Origin of the sequence: Brevibacillus sp., assembly GCF_003521185.1 — a bacterium.
Classification (GTDB): Bacteria; Bacillota; Bacilli; order Brevibacillales; family Brevibacillaceae; genus Brevibacillus; species Brevibacillus parabrevis.
Window position 1 is genome coordinate 97,121 of record NZ_DOTK01000079.1, and the last position, 19,755, is coordinate 116,875.

General features: G+C 54.2%; 23 protein-coding genes. 5 read left to right on the forward strand and 18 right to left on the reverse strand.

All coding sequences use genetic code 11. The annotated features are described in order from the left end of the window. Positions 1 to 37 precede the first annotated feature (37 nt). The 3 genes from modA (at position 38) to DEP07_RS23795 (ending at position 2,319) form a co-directional block, all read left to right on the forward strand. Positions 38 to 853, forward strand: a complete 816-nt coding sequence (gene modA / locus DEP07_RS23785) for a molybdate ABC transporter substrate-binding protein (protein ID WP_287103126.1) — start codon at positions 38 to 40, stop codon at positions 851 to 853. 101 nt (positions 854 to 954) lie between these two features. Then, the gene (modB, locus tag DEP07_RS23790; RefSeq protein WP_287103127.1) at positions 955 to 1,638 is read left to right on the forward strand and encodes a molybdate ABC transporter permease subunit; all 684 of its coding nucleotides are present in this window, start codon (positions 955 to 957) and stop codon (positions 1,636 to 1,638) included. Positions 1,639 to 1,656: 18 nt separating this feature from the next. After that, positions 1,657 to 2,319 carry a sulfate/molybdate ABC transporter ATP-binding protein gene (locus tag DEP07_RS23795; RefSeq protein ID WP_007785279.1) on the forward strand — a complete coding sequence of 221 codons (663 nt, stop codon included), beginning with the start codon at positions 1,657 to 1,659 and terminating at the stop codon, positions 2,317 to 2,319. A gap of 63 nt (positions 2,320 to 2,382) precedes the next feature. Here DEP07_RS23795 and DEP07_RS23800 read toward each other — a convergent pair whose 3' ends face one another. Together DEP07_RS23800 and DEP07_RS23805 are read right to left on the reverse strand one after the other, a co-directional pair. Continuing rightward, positions 2,383 to 3,147 (reverse strand): 5-oxoprolinase subunit PxpA, encoded by a 765-nt coding sequence (locus tag DEP07_RS23800; protein ID WP_007785277.1) that lies wholly within the window; start codon positions 3,145 to 3,147, stop codon positions 2,383 to 2,385. A 159-nt stretch (positions 3,148 to 3,306) separates the two neighbouring features. Continuing rightward, positions 3,307 to 3,651, reverse strand: a complete 345-nt coding sequence (locus DEP07_RS23805) for a YlbG family protein (protein ID WP_007785275.1) — start codon at positions 3,649 to 3,651, stop codon at positions 3,307 to 3,309. A 75-nt stretch (positions 3,652 to 3,726) separates the two neighbouring features. On the opposite strand from DEP07_RS23805, the gene DEP07_RS23810 reads away from it, so the two are divergent. Then, the gene (locus tag DEP07_RS23810) at positions 3,727 to 4,062 is read left to right on the forward strand and encodes a hypothetical protein (RefSeq protein ID WP_007785273.1); all 336 of its coding nucleotides are present in this window, start codon (positions 3,727 to 3,729) and stop codon (positions 4,060 to 4,062) included. A 7-nt stretch (positions 4,063 to 4,069) separates the two neighbouring features. On the opposite strand, the gene DEP07_RS23815 is transcribed toward DEP07_RS23810, so the two are convergent. Together DEP07_RS23815 and DEP07_RS23820 are read right to left on the reverse strand one after the other, a co-directional pair. After that, positions 4,070 to 4,525, reverse strand: a complete 456-nt coding sequence (locus DEP07_RS23815) for a YlbF family regulator (protein WP_007785272.1) — start codon at positions 4,523 to 4,525, stop codon at positions 4,070 to 4,072. Between the two features lie 72 nt (positions 4,526 to 4,597). Continuing rightward, positions 4,598 to 6,520, reverse strand: a complete 1,923-nt coding sequence (locus tag DEP07_RS23820; RefSeq protein WP_217365718.1) for a hypothetical protein — start codon at positions 6,518 to 6,520, stop codon at positions 4,598 to 4,600. Between the two features lie 40 nt (positions 6,521 to 6,560). On the opposite strand from DEP07_RS23820, the gene DEP07_RS23825 reads away from it, so the two are divergent. Beyond that, complete coding sequence (locus DEP07_RS23825) at positions 6,561 to 7,001, forward strand: protease complex subunit PrcB family protein (protein WP_035317423.1); 441 nt, start codon at positions 6,561 to 6,563, stop codon at positions 6,999 to 7,001. An 86-nt stretch (positions 7,002 to 7,087) separates the two neighbouring features. On the opposite strand, the gene DEP07_RS23830 is transcribed toward DEP07_RS23825, so the two are convergent. From DEP07_RS23830 to DEP07_RS23895, 14 genes are all read right to left on the reverse strand, one after another. Continuing rightward, positions 7,088 to 7,507 (reverse strand): hypothetical protein, encoded by a 420-nt coding sequence (locus tag DEP07_RS23830; RefSeq protein WP_007785265.1) that lies wholly within the window; start codon positions 7,505 to 7,507, stop codon positions 7,088 to 7,090. Between the two features lie 108 nt (positions 7,508 to 7,615). Continuing rightward, complete coding sequence (locus DEP07_RS23835; protein ID WP_007785263.1) at positions 7,616 to 7,963, reverse strand: hypothetical protein; 348 nt, start codon at positions 7,961 to 7,963, stop codon at positions 7,616 to 7,618. 226 nt (positions 7,964 to 8,189) lie between these two features. Beyond that, complete coding sequence (locus DEP07_RS23840; RefSeq protein ID WP_005827166.1) at positions 8,190 to 8,759, reverse strand: manganese catalase family protein; 570 nt, start codon at positions 8,757 to 8,759, stop codon at positions 8,190 to 8,192. A gap of 20 nt (positions 8,760 to 8,779) precedes the next feature. After that, on the reverse strand, positions 8,780 to 9,046 hold the full coding sequence (locus DEP07_RS23845; RefSeq protein WP_007785261.1) for a spore coat protein CotJB: 267 nt from the start codon (positions 9,044 to 9,046) through the stop codon (positions 8,780 to 8,782). Then, entirely contained in the window at positions 9,036 to 9,278 is a 243-nt protein-coding gene (locus DEP07_RS23850; protein ID WP_007785259.1) for a spore coat associated protein CotJA, read from the reverse strand. Before DEP07_RS23850 ends, DEP07_RS23845 begins: the two co-directional genes overlap by 11 nt. A gap of 150 nt (positions 9,279 to 9,428) precedes the next feature. Further along, complete coding sequence (locus DEP07_RS23855) at positions 9,429 to 10,982, reverse strand: hydantoinase/oxoprolinase N-terminal domain-containing protein (RefSeq protein WP_007785257.1); 1,554 nt, start codon at positions 10,980 to 10,982, stop codon at positions 9,429 to 9,431. Next, positions 10,979 to 12,076, reverse strand: coding sequence for a DUF917 domain-containing protein (locus tag DEP07_RS23860; protein WP_007785255.1), 1,098 nt, complete (start codon positions 12,074 to 12,076; stop codon positions 10,979 to 10,981). Before DEP07_RS23860 ends, DEP07_RS23855 begins: the two co-directional genes overlap by 4 nt. 31 nt (positions 12,077 to 12,107) lie before the next feature. Then, positions 12,108 to 13,424 (reverse strand): cytosine permease, encoded by a 1,317-nt coding sequence (locus tag DEP07_RS23865; protein ID WP_007785252.1) that lies wholly within the window; start codon positions 13,422 to 13,424, stop codon positions 12,108 to 12,110. A 33-nt stretch (positions 13,425 to 13,457) separates the two neighbouring features. Further along, the gene (locus tag DEP07_RS23870) at positions 13,458 to 14,042 is read right to left on the reverse strand and encodes a TetR/AcrR family transcriptional regulator (RefSeq protein ID WP_173595748.1); all 585 of its coding nucleotides are present in this window, start codon (positions 14,040 to 14,042) and stop codon (positions 13,458 to 13,460) included. A gap of 157 nt (positions 14,043 to 14,199) precedes the next feature. Next, the gene (locus DEP07_RS23875; protein WP_287103129.1) at positions 14,200 to 15,240 is read right to left on the reverse strand and encodes a 2-hydroxyacid dehydrogenase; all 1,041 of its coding nucleotides are present in this window, start codon (positions 15,238 to 15,240) and stop codon (positions 14,200 to 14,202) included. 20 nt (positions 15,241 to 15,260) lie between these two features. Continuing rightward, positions 15,261 to 16,115: a class II fructose-bisphosphate aldolase gene (locus tag DEP07_RS23880; RefSeq protein ID WP_122965797.1), complete on the reverse strand. Its 855-nt coding sequence runs from the start codon at positions 16,113 to 16,115 to the stop codon at positions 15,261 to 15,263. A 29-nt stretch (positions 16,116 to 16,144) separates the two neighbouring features. Next, positions 16,145 to 16,903 (reverse strand): SDR family NAD(P)-dependent oxidoreductase, encoded by a 759-nt coding sequence (locus DEP07_RS23885; protein WP_007785242.1) that lies wholly within the window; start codon positions 16,901 to 16,903, stop codon positions 16,145 to 16,147. Between the two features lie 14 nt (positions 16,904 to 16,917). After that, positions 16,918 to 18,432, reverse strand: a complete 1,515-nt coding sequence (locus tag DEP07_RS23890; protein ID WP_217021741.1) for an FGGY-family carbohydrate kinase — start codon at positions 18,430 to 18,432, stop codon at positions 16,918 to 16,920. Positions 18,433 to 18,453: 21 nt separating this feature from the next. Then, positions 18,454 to 19,716 carry a PTS galactitol transporter subunit IIC gene (locus DEP07_RS23895; protein ID WP_007785236.1) on the reverse strand — a complete coding sequence of 421 codons (1,263 nt, stop codon included), beginning with the start codon at positions 19,714 to 19,716 and terminating at the stop codon, positions 18,454 to 18,456. Positions 19,717 to 19,755: the final 39 nt, after the last annotated feature.

A 19,755-nucleotide genomic window follows, 5' to 3' on the forward strand; every position in this document is an offset into this window, starting at 1 on the left:
TAAATATAACGAAACATCACATTGGAGGTTAGTTTTGATGAAAAAGCAATGGCTCGCTTTATGCGCAGCATTTACCCTGATGCTCGGCGCGTGTTCGACTTCCCAAACAGCTCCGCAGGCAAATGAGCCTGCCAAAACAGAGAACAGCCAACAACAACAGGCTCCACAGGCAGAGCTGATGATTTCCGCAGCGGCAAGCTTGACAGATGCCCTGAACGAACTGAAAACGGGCTTTGAAGCAGAAAATCCGGGAACAACCCTTACTTTCAACTTCGGCAGCTCTGGCAAACTGGCGACACAAATTGCCCAAGGCGCTCCTTCCGACGTCTTCCTGTCCGCCAGCAAAAAAGACATGGACGGACTGGACGAAAAACAACTGATTGTCAAAGACACGCGCCAAGACTTTACGAAAAACTCGCTCGTCCTGATCGCGGGAAAAGACAGCTCGATCGCGATTACTTCTTTTGAAGAACTGAACAATCCAGACATCAAGCACATCGCTGTCGGTGAGCCTGAGTCGGTTCCAGCGGGACGTTACGCCAAAGAAACGCTGGACACGCTGAAAATGTGGGAGTCGTTGAACGGCCGCATGGTATTCGGCAGTGACGTTCGTCAGGTACTGACCTTCGTGGAATCGAAAAATGCGGAAGTCGGAATCGTCTATTCCAGCGACGCCGCGATCTCCAAAGACGTGAAGGTACTCGCTACAGCGAAGCCGGAATGGCACAAGCCAATCGTCTATCCAGGTGCGGTCATCAGCGCTTCCAAACATACAGATGCAGCAAAAGCTTTCCTCGCCTCCTTGACAAGTGACAAAGGAAAAGCGATCTTACAGAAGTACGGATTCCAATAAGCAGCAAAAGTTTATGACCGTTTGTGATTCACACAAGCGGTCACATTCTATTTCATGAAAAACGTCGAGACGTTCTCGCAGAAAAAAGGTGGGTTAGCGATATGGAAACGAATCTGACACCTTTGATGCTGTCGTTAAAAGTGGCTGCGCTATCCACCTCCTTTGTTTTTGTGCTTGGCATGCTTGGCGCGCGCTGGATGACGCAAAAAGAGTTTTGGGGCAAAAACGTGCTGGAGTCTTTTTTCCTGCTCCCGCTCGTCTTGCCCCCTACTGTTGTCGGCTTCGGTCTGCTGTTGCTGTTCGGAAAAAACGGATTTTTGGGCCAACTGCTTGAGCAATGGTTCGGTATCCAGGTCGTCTTTACGCTGTCGGGAGCGGTGATCGCCTCGATCGTCGTCTCGTTTCCGCTGATGTACCAGAGCGCCGCCGCAGCTTTTACCGGAGTCGACCAGCGCCTGGAAAATGTCGCACGCACGATGGGCGCATCCGAGTGGCGCGTTTTTTGGACCGTCGCTTTCCCGCTGGCTTGGCCAGGGCTTTTGGCAGGACTTGTGCTGTCGTTTGCCCGCGGCTTGGGGGAATTTGGGGCCACGCTGATGCTCGCAGGCTACATCCCGGGAAAAACGGATACGATTCCGGTCGCCATCTATTTTGCCGTGGAAGCCGGACAAATGGAAAAAGCGCTGTTTTGGGTCGTCATCATCGTATCGCTTGGCATGGGCACCACCCTATGGCTCAACTGGTGGAGCCGACGCAACGTGCGCAGGTACGCCAATCAAAAGTAAGGCAGGAGGGAGAGCGTCATGCTGGAAGTAGACATTCAGAAGCGCTTGCCAGATTTTGTGTTGGATGTCTCCTTTTCAACCGAACAGGAGATTGTCGTCCTCTTCGGCCCATCCGGTTCGGGCAAGACGACCATTTTGAACAGCATAGCCGGGCTTGTCCATCCCGATGGAGGGCACATTTCCCTGAACGGCCGCACGTTTTACAGCGCGGGGCAAAAACCGCTCGCCGTGCAGAAGCGCAACGTTGGCTACTTGTTTCAGGATTACGCCTTGTTCCCGCACATGACCGTTTCCCAAAACATTCGCTACGGTCTGCGAAAAGGGCACGAACTGCATCTGGAACCGCTTTTGACGACAGTCGGAATCGATCATCTTCTGGACAAGTACCCGCACCAGCTTTCGGGTGGGCAAAAGCAGCGTGTCGCGCTTGTGCGGGCACTCGCTACGGAGCCGGACATCTTGCTGCTGGATGAACCGCTTTCCGCGCTGGATACAGCCACGCGCAAGCAATGTCAGGACGAATTGCTCCGGCTTCACGAAATGTGGGGCATTCCGTTTCTGCTCGTCACCCACGACCGGGACGAAGCGGAAAAGCTCGGAGATACGATCCTTTTGATGGAAAACGGGAGAATCGTGGAAGCAAGCGCGCAAAAAAGCCATACAGCAACGTCGTCTTCCTGAATCGCAGGAGTTGGCGTTGCTGTATGGCTTTCTTTTATTACGGGATGGCTGCCAGTATGACTTTTACCGGGCAGTGATCGGCTCGATTTTCACATCGTTCTGCTTTGCCCATTTATGCACTTCCACCAAAAATTGCAGCACATCGTGACTCTCATGATGGACGCAAAGCGTATCGGCTGCAAGCTCGATGACCTCGCCATTGACCGTCGTTACTTTTTGCTTGAGCACGAGCTGGCGCGTCTGCTCCATCCGCTCTTCCTTGCTGATGAGCACGCTGCCTTCCAACTCGCGCGGAGCCAGACGGCCATTCGGCATGTACGCCCGTTCCGCGAAAACTTCCTCGGCTACTTGCAGTCCATGCTCCAGCCCTGCTTCCACCAGCTTGCTGCCGGACAACGCGTACAGGATCAGCTCCTCGTCGATGTCGGCAATCGCCTGGACGACCGCCTCGGCAAGCTCGGGACGCTCTGCTGCTTCGTTGTAAAGCGCTCCGTGCAGCTTGACATGGTGCAGTTCTCCCCCCAAAGCGCGTGTCATGCCGGACAAAGCCGCTACCTGGTACAAAACAAGCTCATATACTTCGTTCACAGACAGGTTCATGGAGCGTCGTCCAAAGCCTTGTATGTCCGGGTATCCAGGGTGCGCTCCGATTTTTACATCGTGCTTGATCGCTGCCTCGATCGTTCTGCATATGAGATGCGGATCACCTGCGTGCAAACCGCAAGCAATGTTGACGGAGGTGATCCATTTCATAATTCCCAAATCCTCTGATTGTCGTCCTCGGCTGAAGCATTCGGCCATGTCGCAGTTAATGTCTAGATGAATCATGTATGTACGCCCCCACCTTTCCTCTCATGATCTATGTACGCGTATTGAAAGCGCATTCATCAGCGTTACTCCTGGAGTCTTCCTATTTATCTAGCATACCATGTACACTGCCTTGGCAAAAGGAAAAAAGCTGCCGAAAACTGGCAGCTTGTGAACAACTTATGTCGAACCGACCGTCGCTGGACTTCCCTCTTCTGCCGTCATTGTCTCGGCCAGCGCCATCACCTGGTTTTTTTCCTGTTTGTAATCGTATTCCTTCGCTTTGTCCGGCCTTGCATTGTTGTACTCCACCGGAATCTCGTGACGATGGGACCGCTCGATTTTGGTCACGAAATGCAGTTTCTCCATGATGCGGATCGTTTCGTCCAGCAGATTCGCATCTACGTACATGGAGACGTAGTTCAGCCGTTTGGAGATGTAATGAATGGTGCCAAATTTGCGTAAATTTTTGGCCGCTCGTGTGTTTTTTACCCACACGGCAACACCAAGACGTCGTTCTCTCATGTAACCGTTGGTCTCCTTTCCCTTCATGGTATAATCACCTGTAAACGCCCGATACAGAAAGGATTTGTGGTCATTATGCTGACTAGCTTTTATCGAAGCTTCGAGGAAGCGCTTCACCAGGAAGGCATCGTGACAAAAAGCGGCTGGCGCACGCATGCGGGCCAACGCTTCTTTTATGTAAGCAGCACACTCCCCGCTTCTCGCCTGACTGAACGGCTGATGGAAACGGGGGAGCGACTGACCACCCATACCAAATTAAAGCCCGAGTGCATTTATGTGCGCTCAGGCGACGACCAGCACGTCTACCGTTTTCGCTTTCTGGTGCCCAGCGAAAAGCAGTTTTGCTGCGGCAACCTGTGCGAGGACTGTTTTCTGTTGCGTGAAAAGTCCTCGCCACAGGCCGAAGCGTGACTGCCTGTCAGGAAAGCTTTTTCGTGCTGCAACCGCAGCTTCCCCCGGTCCCGCAGCCACTGCCCTGCGCTTCCAGAAACGGATTGTTGCTCGGCACCTTGATGGTGTCAGATACCGAGTGGGCAATCGTTCTGCTCACCTGATACAACAACTCATCCAGCGCGTCCTCAGCCCGCTTGAAAGCCTGCACGGAATCGCGAAGCTCAATCGTCCGCTTCAGCTCGCGCACTTCTTTTGATATATGGTTGTAATCGGGATGGTACTTCCCGAACCGTTGTACATCTTCATACTGCTCCTTCTTCTTTTCAAACAACTCCAGAAGGCGCTGTACTTCTTCGTCTGCCTCCATCCAACGCTTGGCCTCCAAATATTGCACGACCTCGCGCGATTGATTGATCATGGTGGACAGTTCATGCGACTCCATAATCAACTGGGCCATATCCACAGTCTCTACTGCTTCCATAGGGCGAGACCTCCTTTCACACTAAAGGCGTAAAGCTTTTAGTCCCTTCTGATTGTACCACGATCTACACCCTTAGTACAGATAATCAGGCACTACAATGCGCACTCGGCCCAGATCATCAAGCCTGTAGGAGCGCTTGCCGTGCGGACCGCTGATGGAGACGACCCAATAGCCCATGTCCAGTTTGACTTCCACAGGCAGTCCATGCAGCCGCTCCTGATCAGTCAACTGGATTTCTACTTCCAGTTGCAGCTCGGCCGCCCGCTTGAGCAAATCCCGCAGCGATTGCGGATGATACGACTGGAAATGCTGCGTCCACATTTTCGGCAATGTCGCCAGCTGCGGCATGGCTTCATCTTGGGCAGGAAACGTATTTTCGATCGCGTATCCATCCCAGGGCCGTTCGATCAGAAGCAGCCCCCTTGCAGCCACATCCGGTAACGTGTCTTCTTCCCCATCGACAGCGTCTGTTTGCATGACGACATGCGGCTCGTAGCCATAATGCTTGAGCAGGTCGATCAGCTGCCTTTTTTGCGAGAGTGGGATGAAAAATTCCGCCGGAGACAAAACGTGCTGCAAAAACGGCTGAAAGTCAGGAATTTGCCGCCATTCCTCCACAAATCCGCCATGTGCGGTACGGACGCGGTAAAACGGCTCCAATTGGATTTGCGTAGCCGCCTTCGCCCAATGCCCGATCACTTCGACCAGGCTATCCGGCAATGGATGGGCACAGCCGCTCCGCAGCTTTTCAATCACCTGCTCCTTAGTTCCCCCCGAAGCAAGATACGACTGGAGCTTTCCCGCTTGCAATTCGCCCCTGATCAACTGGCCTTCAAACGTCAGCTGACAAAATGCGCTGATCTCCCACACGTCACGCAGCGGCACGAGCGGCGGAATCGTCAGTGCTCCGGTCGGATCGACAAACCAGCCTTCTTCGGCCGTCAAATGCGGCAAGCTGTTCCATCGCCAGAAAAGGCGCTCCTCGTCATCGGCTCCGAGCTGAATCCAGCCCATGCCGAGCAAAATGTGCAGCCATTGCTCCACAATCGCTTTTTCGGCCTCCTCTGGCAAGACAAAACCCGCTGTCTCTAGCATGCGCAATTGCGCGTCGACACAACACCACTGATCAAGCGGAACATGCCTCATCATCTGGGCAAAAGCATCCCACCAATCGCCATGCGGCAGCAGCTGATCCGCAACCAGCTGATACAGCTGTTCAAATCGCTCGGGAGAAGAATGGTTGAGCCACTGGCGGATTTGGTATGCGTCTGGGACAAGCTGTTTCTCTTTGCGCATCACTAGCCCCAGCCGGAAAGCCAGATCGAGGACAATCGTGAGCGCCAGGCCATCTCTCTGCTCTTTGTCCAGCGGAGCGAGGGCGATGCCTTGTACGTGCTCGTCCGCAATGGACAGGAGCGGAAGCATTTTTTGCATTGCCCTGCGGTGAATGCTCCCTTTTTGCGTCACAGGCACTTGCTGATCGCGGACGAACAGCAGAAGCCCAAAAAGATCCAGATGTATCCCTCTGCCGGCTGATATATAATAAGGGAGCGTTTTTGACAAAGAAACATAGGCCGAAGTCAATTGTGGCAACAACTGCATGGTCAGCTGCTCACGAATTTCTTGCGGCATCACATAACCGATCTCACTCCACATTTTGCGTACAGTCAAAATCAGTCCCAGTCGTCGAAGCCTCGTCAGACCGATGGACAAGTGTCTGTGCTCTTTTGCCGTTTCCCGTTCCCAGGCCCGTTTGCTGAAAAAGCCGCGTGGCGCTTTGGTAAGAAACAGCTTGATGACGGTTCTTTCCAGTTCATCAGCCTCTTGCCAGACACGGCTGATAAACGCGCTATCCAACAGTCTGGACGACAAGTCCTGCTGTTCCTGGTCAAGGCGAAAACGCCTCGTCTGTTCGTTTAGAATCGCTTGTCTCGTTGCTTCGGACAGGTATTCCAGCGAATCGTTCACACGCACTCCTGTCACCTCAGTTTTCATGATCTCATCACGATTACTTTTACCAATTGGAAGGAGAATGATGATGAATATATTCCCTAGTTTGTTGCTCGCAGCTTCGCTTTGTGTCACAGGTGCCCAATCGGTTTCCCTATCCCATCCTACCGCATCTGCGCCCGCAGTAAAAGAGGTTGCGCCTTTCGCAGCCGAGTATGAAGCTGTAGCCGCTCCGTACCCGCCTGCTGTAACGGAAGCATTGAAAACCGTGCGAAAAAATGGCGGTCATACGGTCGTGCGCGCGAACGGCAAGGCGTATGTCGTCATCAGCGCAGGACAACGGCCAACGGGAGGGTACCGACTTGTAGCGGATCAGGTCAAGCGGACAGGCCCGCACGGCTTCACCGTCCACGTTCGCGTTCAGCCGCCAGCACCTGGTGCTCTGAAAACGCAAGCGATCTCGTATCCGACGCTCGTCATTGCCTTGCCTGACCAACAGGCGCAAGTCAAAGTGCAAATGCGCTAATGAAAAAAGCCGACAAATCGAGTGCCATTGGCGCTTTTCTGTCGGCTTTTTTCTATGGAGTCTGACCACTTAGGCTTGGACGCGAATCAAGGCTTGACCTCGATGTTGAAGCGCTCGGATACTCCATACGACTCGTGGTTGTTGTGGGCCAATTCGACCGTAATCTCGTGCTTTCCGCTCGGGATGTCTTTCAAGACATAGCTTGCTTCAAACACTTTTGCGATTTTTTTCCCATCCAGGTACAGATGGACATGGCCTTCTCCCTGCTTGTTTTCTTTTCCCATGTTCTCCAGAGAAAAGGTAAAGTTGGTGACAGCCAGCTTGAGTTCCAGGTCATCTTGCGTGAGCGTATGCGTAACCTGGAGCGTAGGCGCAGCCTGGTGAGCCTGCGGCTGTTCTACCATGACATTCGTCTGTGCATCGTTTTTCGCATAGACGAACCACTCGACGAGCGCCGCGATGGCAATCAGCAGGAACAAGCGGAAAATCAATCGTTTGGTTTTCACCGAAAACGGCTCCTTTCCAAATTCAGTCATCCCACATTGTGCCCTGAAACAGGCCATTTATTCGCCGCGCTCTGAACCCGGTGCTCTTGAGGGGATTGACCGCAGCGATTAATGTTGCGGCTGGCTTCCGTATCCTTGTGTTTGTTGCTGCAAAGACAGCGGGACATTTGAGACGGATTGATGGACAGACAAACCCGCCTGCCTGCAAATGTTGGCGATTTGCTGCATTTGTTGAATGGCGATGTCATGTCCTTGAAGTGCTGTCTGAATCATATGTGCCGCTTGATGCTCTCTTTGCGCAATTTGTTCGAGCGCCATTGCATTTTTTTGTTCTTGCTGCAAAAGCTGTTGATACTGGGCTGATGCTTGTTGTGTCTGCTGGATCAGTTGCGCAATGAGCTGCTCGCATTTGGCCAATTGTTGTGCGATTTGATTATTGTTTGCAAAGGGATTCATAAGAAGCCTCCATTCCACTGCTTTTGTTTATGGACAAACTTATCATGTTTTCCCTGCTCAATGTTTATTCTCCAAAATTGGCTTGATCCGGTACATAATCACTTTCCCCTTCGTGAAAAGGAAAGATGCGATGTTGATCTTGCCCGTTATCGTGGATGTTTAACAAAAAAAAGAGAGCATTTCGCTCTCCTTTGCGTTCTTGGTCGTCTTCCCGCTGGCTATTTGCTTAAAAAATCGTCTTGCGGCCTTGTTCTTCCTTCAAAATCTCCACGGCTTCACGGAAGCGCAAGGAGTGGACGATTTCTCTTTCGCGCAAAAATTTCAGACTGTCCTGCAAATCCACATCGTCTGTCATGTCGATCAGCCATTGGTACGTGGCCCGCGCTTTTTCCTCTGCGGCGATATCTTCGTACAGGTCGGCGATCGGATCGCCCTTGGCCGCGATGTAGGTTGCCGTCCACGGCACGCCTGCCGCATTGTTGTAAAACAGCGCTCTGTCGTGGTTGGCGTAATGAGCGCCAAGCCCGGCTTCTTCCAACTGCTCGACGGTCGCGTCTTTGGTCAGCTTATACACCATCGTCGCAATCATTTCCAGGTGGGCAAACTCTTCCGTGGCAATGTCTGTCAAGAGACCGATTACTTTGTTCGGGATCGTGTAGCGCTGGTTCATGTAGCGCAGCGCTGCTGCCAGCTCTCCGTCTGCTCCGCCGTACTGCTCGGTCAAATATTTCGCCATTTTCACGTCGCACTTGCTGACGCGAACCGGATATTGCAGCTTTTTCTCATAAATCCACATCGGTTATTTTCCCCTCATTTCTACACTTGCCATGGCCAAGGCTCGTCATTCCACTGCCACGGATATCCGGAATAGCTGCGTCCGAACCCTTGCAAGGGGCCGTACAACTTTTCATACTCATTCGCCAGCGCCCAGCGCTTTTCCGTGAGCTGGTTGAACTGCTCTATCGCGTTCATATCGGTAGGATGCGTATCGAGATACAGATTCAGCTCGACCAGGACGAAATCGATCTCTTGCAGCCTTTGCAACAGAGCGTAGTATTCTTTTCCTCGTTGTTCAGGTGCCATGGGAACCCCCTCCCCCTCTTCCTAAGTGATCCATCCTCGGGTCGTACGGGCTGTACAGAGACGGCCACAATACACCCGTGCGCAAAGCTTCGGCTGGAGAATTTTGGGGCAAATCAGGGGGCTGGAATGTGATAAACAATTGTGGCGGCACCGAGTATGTTTTCACCCGAATCGGCGGGCAAGGATCGTATGGACTTACGTAGGGAAACCAGTTACGTGTTTGCGGGTACAAGCAGGATGCCCTCCTCCATGTGATTTTTCCGGTTTGTCATGAATACGATATGCTCCCTACCCAGAAGGCGTGATAAATGTCCCGGAATGCAAAAAAACAGGAGCCTGTTGTCAGCTCCTGTTTTTGCTCGTCATGCGATCAGCTTTGTGGTCATGCCTGCAAAAGCCCTGCCGCTTTTACGCGAATCAACAAGGCATTCCCCGGCAAATACGCCAACGGGATGTCTTCCATATGAACGATTTCCAATGACTGCGGATCAGCTCCTGCGGCAATTGCCTCGCGAATCGCTCCGGCTTTTGCATCCGCCAGTGCTGCTTCTCTCGTCTGCTCGTCCAGCGCGTATATTTTTTCGATTTGCCCGCTGACTTGACCGAGCGCCGCTCCGATCGCATTCGCTGCGCCAAAATGTTTCGGCCTGATCACTTCCGAGACGCCTTTCATCTGATCAGGCAGCAAGACGCTGCCGCCGCCGACGAGAATGACAGGGACCGGAGTCGGGCTCGTCTTCATCCGATCAATCGCATCCTCCACGGCTGCGACCAATTGAGCGTCTACCTGCTGGCAAAAAGCCCGGTCGATGCCTGCTACTTTCGCCCCCGGCCAGTCCAAGCGGCCCATGACGACTGCTACATCTGTCGCGGTCATCGTATCCCCGCCGACGATCAATGCCCGATTGCGCAACTGGTAGCCTACGCTGTCCGGACCAAGCTTGATTTCCTCGCCGGATCGGCGAACAATCGTGCCGCCTCCGATTGCGACGGAGAGAATGTCCGGCATGCGGAAATTGGTACGAATCCCCCCGATGTCGACGGCAAGCGAAGACTGACGTGGGAAACCGTTGATCAGAACGCCGATATCCGTCGTAGTTCCGCCGACATCGACGACCAGCCCGTCTTTTCGCCCGGACAGATGAGCCGCGCCGCGGATCGAGTTCGTCGGACCGCAAGCGATCGTCAAAATCGGGTAGCGAATCGCATACACGAGCGACATCAATGTCCCGTCATTTTGTCCGAAAAAGATTCCCGCATGTTCAATCCCGTTTTTGCCGAGCGCCTCGCGGAAACCTTCTGCCACCATTTTTGCCGTCTGGATGAGGGCTGCGTTCAAGATCGTCGCATTTTCCCGTTCCAACAGGCCGATGCTGCCGATCTCATGCGACACGGAGATCGAGATAGATTCGCCCAGCTCTTCGCGGACGATGTGCGCCACCCGCTTTTCCTGATCCGCATTGGCCGGAGAAAAGACGCCGGAAATCGCAATCGTCTCCACGTCGCCTTTCATCGAGCGGCAGGCGCTGCGGATTTCTTCCTCGTCCAAAGGAACGATTGTCCGACCGTCGTATTCGTATCCGCCAGACACCATATGCCAGTTCTCGCCTACGGCGGCCCGCAAGTCTTCCGGCCAGCCCATCATCGGCCGAACGGCTGTCGTGGCTGGCTTTCCGATGCGGATGGTGCCCACGCGGTTTAAGCGCTTGCGTTCTACAATCGCATTGGTGCAATGCGTCGTTCCGAGCATGGCGTACCGAACATGCTGCGGATTGACTCCGCTTTCGGCCACAACGCGGCGCAGCGCTTCGTAAATACCCGAGCTGACATCTGCTGTGGTCGGCGATTTCACCTCGTGGACGACTTGCAGCTGTTCATCCAGCAGCACCGCGTCTGTATTCGTCCCGCCTACGTCAATTCCAATCCGGTAGCTCATGCCTTTTCCCCTCTCTTTGCAACCAGTTGTTCCACAGGCACATAGTCAAAATCGTACCCGAAGTAGCGCGGCCCCACTGTCTCGATGCCTTTGGCCGTCCGCCATTTGGCATGGCACGGGAATGCCACAATCGAGACGCGCGCGCCGTATTTCAAGCCTTCTGTCGTGATCGGCATGCCTGTCTCTTTGTCCAGGACAGCGAGCAAGTCAGGCGTGGTCGCAAGCGGTTGACCGTTTTCCAGCGCGACGAGGTGCTCGTTTTGAAAGCCGAGAATCATTTGGCGTCCGCGATCGTGGTCGATCCCGTCAAAAGTCGCCTGGCCTTTTGTAAAGCCGCTGTCTGTCCGGCGGCTAATGTCGACGGTTTTGCCCGCAAACAATTCAAATCCGCCAAGCTTGTCCAGAAGCATACGCACCGGGCTCGTCTCCTGGCTGCGCGCGGTGCGCAACAGGGCGCCGATCTCCTGCGCCAAGGTCAGCGTGCCTGGAATGGCGCTTTGTTTCACCTGTTTGCCCGACAGCGGATAGTCGCACATCGCCGCAGAGCCGCCCATCTGGATGGTCACGCTGCGCGCGAACCTCTCCGACATGACGCCGTCTACCGGATACATCACGATCCCGTTGCCGCGCTCATCTGTCATCGCGGTTGGAGCCGGAGCCAGTCCGTCCAGGTAAAAGGTGACCATTTGCGCCTCCGGAAAAGCTCTGCCCATCGCATCTGCATCGAGGACGGGGATGCCTTTTTCCGCCGCAACGACCAGCGGAATGATCGAGTTGACCCCGCCGACCTCAATCGGCATCGTTACCGCCACCTTTTTCCCCAACGCTTGCTCGATAAATTCGAGGGCTTGCGTCACCATGCCTTCCGCCGGAATTTTCTCCACCATGACCGTAGGTGCCCCGATCATGCTGGAAGGCACGACGAGCGCGTCGTCGTCCAGCTCATCTACCGTCATGAGCGGAATCGGGCCGTACTTTTCAATCGCCTGCAACGCCATCATTTTGCCGATGTACGGATCGCCGCCCCCTCCTGTTCCCAAAACGGCTGCGCCTGCTGCAATGTCCTCGATCGCTTGTGCGTCAATGTATCTCATGCGTATCTTCCTTTCTGCGTGTACGTGTGCATTATCCTTTTGTGGCTGCTTCCTCGGCTTGTTGCTTCCTGCGGCTGGCTACTCCAAAAGCAACCTGGAACAACACGCCGCACAAAAAGCCGTCGAGCGCCGGAACCGTCGTCAAATGAAACAACCCCAAGCCATCGGGAGCCGCCGTTGTGCAGTAAGCGATGAACGAAGCGAGCAGCCACGACACCAGCGAGCGGGCAATCAACATGCGATGCGCTTTGTCAAAAGCAAAAGCCGCACGGTTGACGAAGTAATATTCGGCGATGCAAATTCCCCCGACGGGCGCAATCAGCATCGTGATGAACGACAGGAACGTAATAAACCGATCGTAAATGCCCATGTAGGCAAGAGCCGTGGCAAACAGGCCGGCAATCAGCGTAATCCATACCTTGGGCGTTTTGCTGAAGACGACGGAAAAGCCGAGCGATGAGGAATACAGGTTGCTCGTATTCGTCGTCCACTGCGCGAGCGTGATGACCAAAATCGCGGGGATGCCCAACCCGAGCGCCAAAAAGATCGTCGTCAGGTCGCTCGTGCCCATCGCTTTCGACAAAATGATCGCCACGACGATCATGAAGCTGTTGCCGACAAAAAAACCGACGAACGAGGCGAGCATCGCATCTTTTCGCGTCCGCGCCCATCTGGCAACGTCAGGCGTGATAATCGTCCCGACGACGAAGATGCCGATTACGAGCGAGACAGCCATCCCGAAGGACAGCGGCTCTCCGGACAACCCAGTCTGCGCCATTTGCGAAAACGGATGATTTTGAATAGTCAAAACAATAGAAGTAACAATTAAGATGACCATTAGCGGAACAGCCCAGGAGCTGAGCTTTTCCAATGCTCGATAGCCGTATATGGCGGTAGACATCATGAGCAGTCCGCCAATGACCGAGAGAACTGCCTGGTCCATTTCAATGCCCAAAACGGAAGAAAGCGCTGTCTGGGCATTTTGGGCAAAAAATCCGGCCTGTACGCCAAACCAGCCCAGCAAGGAAATGCCGATGATGGCGGAAATCAGGCGCGCCCCGTACTCCCCGAAGGCGTAGCGGGTAATCATCGCAGTCGACAAGCCAGTGGCTGCGCCCATGTAAGCACATACGGCCCCCATGATCCCCAAAAGCAAGGAGCCGAGCATAACCGCCCAGATGGCGTCCCAAAAATTCATTCCAGAGCCAAGCTGCGCGCCGAGCAGCATTGATGAGATATCAATGCCGATGGCGATCCAGACGAGGCTGAGCGGAACCCACCCTTTTCGCAAGGCGAGTGGGACCGGCTCGCGTTCGTAGTCGTTTTTCTTGTTGTTCGCCTCTTCCATGTCATCTAACCCCCAGGTTCGGTATCTGTCTTTTTATGATCCGGCGATTCCACTCCAGAACAGCTTCCAGATGTTTTGCAGCTTGTGCTCAAACTTCGACTCGTCATAGTAGAGCAATTGCAAAAACAGTCCATCCATCAGGCACAAAAAGCCGTCCAACAGATCGTCAAGCGGACGGTCTGCGATTGCGCCCGCCGCGATTCCTTCCGCAAGCAAAGCGCGGATTTCCTGCGTCAGCATCTCCTCTGTCGCGCCGAAGCGTTCTTTCAGCTTGTCCTCAAGCGACGCAGGCGGAAACATCATCGCGCGTTTGTAAAAAATCGTCTCTTCTTCCTGGCTGACGTGATACGTAAAGGCGCCTCGCAAAATCTGGTACAGCCGCTCTTCCACGGTACCGTCCTGCGCTTGTTCAATCGCGCTTTTGACCGAGTGATAATGGTTGGACAAAACATCTTCGAAAATCGATAAAAACAAGTCTTCCTTGCTGCCAAAAAACGCGTACACGGCCGGAGTTGTCACCCCGACTTCTTTTGTAATCGCCGACAGCGGCGTCCCTTCATACCCGCCCTTGGCAAACTGGGTCAGGGCAACTGCCTTGATTTTGTCTCTCGTCGTCATGGATACCCCCCTTTTGTTTGTGTGACACTTTTACTTAATGATCGTTAATTAAGTGAATCTTATAGCGAATCGTCTGACAAGTCAATCCTTTTTCTCGGTGAAAAAACAACGCCTTTGCTCGCGGCGAAACCGATGAGCAAAGGCTTTTGGAAGCTTGTTACAGTTGAGGTAATACTTCGTTTACAACAGGGACGTTCCCCTCTTTGCGGACGATGTTGGCCAAGTAGCCCGCCATCTGTTTCGGACTGTTCGTGAAGGCATCGCGCGTACTGCCCGCCATGTGCGGTGTAATGGTCACATTGTCGAGATGCAACAACGGATCATCCGCTGCCAGCGGCTCATTGTCAAACACGTCCAAAGCGGCTCCGGCAATCCGGCCTGCTTGCAGGCATGCCACCAATGCTTTTTCATCAATCAGCCCGGAGCGCGCCGTATTGATCAGAACTGCATTCGGCTTCATTTGCGCAAGCTCGTGCTCCCCGATAAAATGCTGAGTCTTTTCTGTCAGCCGCAAATGCAAGGAAACGATATCGGCTTGCTGCAACAGTTCGTCGAGCGCCACTTTGCGATACGGAGCCGGCACTTGCTCGATGTACTCATCGTACACGAGAATTTCGCAGCCCATGGCGGTGAGAAATCCGGCGATCAGCTGACCGACATTGCCGTATCCGATCAGGCCGACTTTTTTTGCAAACAGCTCGGGAATCGCCTCGCTGTTCGGAAAAGATTTTCGCCATTCCGCTTGCTTGAGCGCAGCGTGGGAACGGGCGATGTTGCGCACCTCGGAAAGAATCAGGCCAAGCGTAAACTCCGCTACGGCGCGGGCATTTCGGCCTGGCGTATTCAGGACGCTAACGCCGCGCTCTTTTGCAGCCTCAATCGCGACGTTCTCGGTGCCGCCGCGCAAAATTCCGATGACTTTCAGCTTGCTTGCCGCCGCGATCACTTTCGCAGAGACGGGGGCAAATTGAACGACAAGCACGTCATATTGCTCGATTTCGGCAAAGACGCTGTCTGGCATGGTCACCGCTTCCGGCCCGTGCAGCTCCACCGCCAGATTGTCTTTTTGCAATTCTTCCAGCGAGTTGTGCTGCCAGTCCCGCACCTCTACCTGAAAACCGAGCTTTTCCAACTCTTGCAGTCCTTCTCCCATCTCGCGAGAAGGAATAAACCGATCGGCAATCGCCAAAACTTTCATCTCTCTCACTCCTATATCTCTTACGCTCTGCCCAGCGAACCTAGCATGCGAATTTTGTGTTCTACCGTTTGCTCCAGCTCCTGCTTGATCGGAAGGAACATCTCTTCCGGCAACGGGTCGATTCTGGTCATTTCAGCGGCAGCCCGCTTCACGCCTTTTGCCATCGCGATCCGGCAATCGGCGTACAAGTTTACTTTGCTGATCCCGTGTTTGACCACTGCTTGCACTTGGGCATCCGGCGTTCCCGAACCGCCGTGCAGGACGAGCGGAACCGGGCTTGCTTGGTTGATTTCCTGCATTCTTTCCACGTTCAGGTTCGGCTCTGCCGTGTAGACACCGTGCGCCGTCCCGATGGAGACAGCCAAGGCATCGACACCTGTTCGCTCGACAAACTCGGCCACCTGATGCGGCTCTGTCAGTTTCGACTCTGTGCCGTACGCGCCGCCCAGCTCGTTTCCGCCCACATGTCCCAGCTCAGCCTCTACACTGATTCCGTGCGGGCGAGCCAAGTCTGTCACTTGCCTGGTCAGCGCGACATTGTCGGCAAACGGCAGACTCGACCCATCGATCATCACCGAAGTAAAGCCGTAGCGGATCGCTTCCTGGACGAGATCGACGTCCATCGCGTGATCCAGGTGCAAAACGATCGGGATGTTGTAAAAAGGGGCGACTGCCTTGATGTATTCCGCCAGGTAGACGAACCCTTTCGGCTCTCGCAGGTTGTGCTCCAGGCACATCAGGATGACGGGCGATTGCAGCCGCTCCGCCGTATCGAGAATGGTACGCACCATAATATCGCCTACGCAGTCAAAAGCCGGAACGGCGTATTGATTTTTTCGTGCATCGTTTGCTACTTCACGCAGTGTGGTCAACATCTTGCTTCCTCCTATCCTCTCTCGTGCTTCTATCTCATCAACATGCCGCCAGTGGCGTCCATCGTAGCTCCCGTGATGTAGTTCGCTTTCTCGGAGACGAGGAAAGCGGCGATATCCGCGATTTCTTCCGGCTTCGCCACCCGTCCCAGCGGAATCCGGCTGACGTAGTAGTCTTTTTTCTGTTCCAGATCGGCCTTGATCATATCCGTCTCCACAATGCCGAGCGCGAGCGCATTGACATTGATTCCTTGCTTCGCCACCTCGCGGGCAAGCGAAATCGTGAACGCAACCACTCCTGCTTTGCTGGCGGCGTAGTGCGCATGACCTGTCGTCGAGCCGTGGAAAGCAGCCTGCGAAGTCACATTCAAAATTTTTCCTCGGCGGTTTTCAGCGAGCAAATGATTGACGAAGCTTTGGCAGGTGAGAAACACCGACGTCAAATTGACATCCATCGTGTGATTCCATTCTTCCAGGGAAATGTCGGTCACCCAGTTTTTCGGCCATACGCCTGCATTGTTGATCAAAATATCCACGCTGCCAAATGCGGCGGTCGCTTCAGTCATCAGTCGGTCGCAGTCTGCCTTTTGGCCGAGATCGGCCTGGATGGCGATGCACTCGCCGCCTTGTTCCCGGATCAGCTCCACTACCTCATTCGCACTGTCGGCGCTGCGGTTGTAATTGATGATGACTTTTGCGCCCTCTTCCGCCAACGCCAAGGCAATCGCCCGGCCTACGCCCCTTGAAGCTCCGGTAATAATCGCGCTTTTTCCTTTGATGCCAAAATCCATGTCTGCTCCATCCTTCACGAAAGTTTTTTCCACAACGGCTGCAATGCTTCCAGCACTTCCAAATACGCCTGGTACTTTTGCTCGTAGATGTCTCTATGTTGTTCTTGTGGCGTGTACATTTTGCTGACTTTCACCATCGACTCTGCCGCTTGCGAGAACGAATCGAAGTGCTTCGTTGCCACCCCGGCGCAGATGGAAGCGCCAAGCGTTCCCTGCTCTGTGCCTTCGACCACCTCGACAGGCAGCTGCAAAACGTCAGCGAACATTTGCATCCACTCTTCCGACCTCGTGGCCCCTCCCGCCAGGCGCACCGCCTTTGGCCGGGAGCGGTGGACGAGCAGCTTGTCGATATGCTGGCGGTGACCGAACACGACTCCTTCGTACAAGGCTCTGACCATATGCGCTTTGGTGTGCCAGCCATTCAGGCCGATAAAGCACGCTTTGGCGTTGGCGTCCACGTTGGAGCCGAACAAAAACGGAAAGAAGACGATGTGGGAATCTTCCGGCTTCGTGCTGGCTACCATCTGGTTGCACAGCTCATACACGGTAATGCCCTGCTTGAGCGCCGCGTCGTGTTCCTGGCTGAAAAATTCGTTGGTGAACCACTCCAGATTGCTCGCCGAAGTCGGACTGCCCTCCAGCGTCAGCCAATAGCCGGGGATGCAATAGATGGACGTCATGAACAACGCTTTGTCGACGACTGGCTCTTTCGTGATGTATTCGTTGATGCTCCATGTGCCAGCTACGACGCACAATTTGTCCTCATCAGTGACGCCAGAGGCAATCGCTGACGCATCGATGTCGAACAATCCCCCCGCTACAGGTGTCCCTACCGCCAGCCCGGTTTCTTTCGCCGCCTGCTCCGTCACATAGCCGCAAATGTCAGCAGAGTATTTGACGGGCGGCAGCTTGTCCGCGATGCCTTGCAAGCCAAATTCGGCGAGCAGTTCATCGTCGTAGGATACGTCCTTGATGTTGAACAGGTTGGTGCCGGAGATGTCCGTCACCTCTGCATACGCTTCGCCTGTCAGCCGATAGCGGATAAAGTCTTTGCACATCAAAACCCAGCGTGCCTTTTCCAGCGCTTCGCGTCTGTTCGCTTGCAGCCAGCCCAAGAGCGCCACAGGCTGGCCTGCCCAGATCGATTGCATCGTCTTCGGCAGGACGCGTTCCGCCGTTCCGTCCTGATACCACTGCTCGACAAGGTGCTTGGCGCGGGTATCCGTCGAGACGATGCCGTTGCCAACCGGCTTTCCTGCTGCGTCGACGAGGTACAGTCCGTTGCCGTGTCCCGTGACAGCCACGCCCGCCACTTCTTTAGGATCGATGCCCGACTTTGCCAGCACCTCTTTTATGACGGACACATTCGCTTTCCACAGTTCTTCCATGTCTCTCTCGGTATGGCCAGGCTGTGGCATGATCATGACGGTCTTTCTGCTGGAAACCGCCAGCTCCCGTCCGTCCACCGTGTAGACAGCTGCTTTCGTGACTGTTCCTCCGTTGTCAATCCCAATCAAAAATGGTGCCACGTTCTCTCCCCCTTACTGGTTTCATGCAAAAATTGAAGCTAGTTTGATGAGAATCCAGCCGAGCGGAGTCGTTGCTCCCCCGACCAGGTTGGCCAACTCGGTTGTGGCGCTGACACCCTCAGGCAGCGAAACATGGACGAGATTCGCAGCGGTTGTGTACAGCGGCGCAATGCTTGTTCCCGCGTACAGCACGAACGCGACCATGACCAGCCCTGAGACGAACAGACGAACGAGATTCTTTTTCAAATACGGTGCCGCCATCGGGATCAAGAACACGAGCGAAGCCAGATCGACAAAAGGCAGCACTTTGTTGCCAGGCAACAAAATCGCGAGGACCAGCGCCCCGGGAATGAGCAGCAGCCCAGTAGCCAACACAGCCGGGTTGCCGATCAAGAGAGCCGTATCCAAGCCGATGTAAAACTCGCGGTCCGGGAAACGCTGTTTCAAAAACTGTTCCGCCGCCTGCCGCACGATCTCCAGCCCTTCGACCAGCACGTTGATCATCGCAGGCAAGAGAACCATCACCGCCGCTACTTGAATGCCGAGTGTCAAAATTTCCGCAATTCCGAACCCGGCGAGGATGCCGAGCAACACCCCGAGAATCGTACCAAGTGTGAGCGGTTCGCCCATCACGCCGTATTTTTTGGTGATTTCCTCCGGATCGGCCTTGATGTCCCGCAAACCGGGAATTTTTTCGATGATCCAGTTCACCGCGATGCCGATGGGCACGTAAATCGCCGATGTGGCATGAGCAAAGGAGACGCCTTTCAAGTCGAACTCTTTCTGGATTTTCGGCGCCGTAATGTCCGCAATCACAATCGCGATCAGGAAGTGAATGAGTGCAGCGATCGTACCAACTGCGATGCTGTTAGTTGCCGCATACACGACACCGCCTGTCAGCATGAAATGCCAGTAGTTGAAAATGTCGATGTTGACTGTCTTTGTCCATTTCAACATTAGCAACAAAATATTCAAGAGAACAGCACTGAAAACAACGATCGGGACAATCGGCGTCCCCCAGCCAATTGTCGCACCGACAGGCCAGCCCGGGTCAACGACCGTCAGCGACAGGCCAAAGCGACTTACCATCGCTTCTGCTGCCGGGCCCAGCGTTCCCAATAACAGGCCGATTACGAGGTTGATGCCGACAAACCCGATCCCTACCAGCATCGCTGCCTTGAAGCCTTGCCCGACCTTCACCCGAAAGATCATCGCCAAAATAAAGAAAATAATCGGCATCATAACAGATGGGCCCAACTGGATCAAAAACTGAATGACCGCCATTCGGTTGCCTCCTTTGATTTGTTTTTCGCTTTGCCCTTG